Genomic DNA, 1,081 nt, shown 5'->3' on the forward strand with positions numbered 1-1,081 from the left:
CGGTGTCCGTTAGCGGCGGCGAGCGATGCAGAATGGCCAGCGGTCAAGCCATGTTCACGCGGGGATCAGCGCTGCTCTCCCCACTAAAGGTTGTACCATCTCGGCCGTGAAATCATCGAGCGACTGGCCGCGTTTCTCGAGAAACGCGTCGCGCTGACGTCCCCCTGTTTTTTGGCCCGTTTTGAGCGAGAGTTTTCCGGCCCTTTGAAGCCTTTTGGCAAGGAGCTGGGACATGAAGAAATCGCGGTACACGGGAGAGCAGATTGCGTTTGCGCTGAAGCAGGCGGAGACGGGCACGCCGGTTGCCGAGGTGATCCGCCGGATGGGGATATCGGAGCAGACCTTCTACCGCTGGAAGAAGGTGTACAGCGGGCTGGGCGCGGGCGAACTGCGGCGGGTGAAGCAGCTCGAGGAAGAGAACCGGAAGCTGAAACAGCTGGTCGCGAATCTGAGTCTCGACAAGCATATCCTGCAGGATGTGCTTGCAAAAAGCTCTGACGCCTGGACGGCGGCGCGAGATCGTCGCGCACGTTCAGGCGTCTCACGGTGTCAGCGAGCGGCGCAGTTGCTCGGCATTGGGCGTCGAGCGGTCGTGGTGCGGTACATCTCGCACCGGCCGGACCAGACGCCGCTGGTGATGCGCATCCGCAATTTGGCGGCGGCGCGGACGCGCTACGGCTATTTCCGCATCTACATCCTGCTGCGCAGGGAAGGATGGGTCGTGAACTACAAGCGGGTGTATCGCCTCTATCGGGAGGATGGCCTGAGCCTTCGGCTCAAGAAGCCCCGGCGGAACGTCAGCGCTGCCAACCGGGTGCGGCAACCCGCGGCATCGGCTGCCAACGAGATGTGGTCGATGGACTACGTGTCCGACGCTCTGTTTGACGGCCGGCGCCTGCGGGCGTTGACAGACGTCTGCAGCACCACGTCGGTGGTCTGCCGGCTCTGCACATGGCGGTATGGCGCCGTAAGCCGAGGCACGGGGTGTTGATCCATTCGGACCAGGGCGTGCAGTTCACCAGCATGGACTGGGCTGCCTTCCTACGCGCGCACAATCTTGAGCACTCGATGAGCCGCCGCG

At 63.2% G+C, this 1,081-nt stretch carries 1 protein-coding gene and 1 pseudogene; one reads left to right on the plus strand and one right to left on the minus strand.

Features of this window, described 5'->3' with window-relative positions; genetic code table 11:
* Positions 1 to 54: 54 nt before the first annotated feature.
* Positions 55 to 234 carry a hypothetical protein gene (locus tag KK7_RS22160; protein ID WP_083836151.1) on the minus strand — a complete coding sequence of 60 codons (180 nt, stop codon included), beginning with the start codon at positions 232 to 234 and terminating at the stop codon, positions 55 to 57.
* On the opposite strand from KK7_RS22160, the pseudogene KK7_RS22165 reads away from it, so the two are divergent.
* Positions 233 to 1,081, plus strand: a pseudogene (locus tag KK7_RS22165) (IS3 family transposase); the annotation flags it as partial. The gene KK7_RS22160 and the pseudogene KK7_RS22165 overlap by 2 nt on opposite strands.

Origin of the sequence: Sphingomonas elodea ATCC 31461 (genome assembly GCF_000226955.1) — a bacterium.
Taxonomy (GTDB): Bacteria; Pseudomonadota; Alphaproteobacteria; order Sphingomonadales; family Sphingomonadaceae; genus Sphingomonas; species Sphingomonas elodea.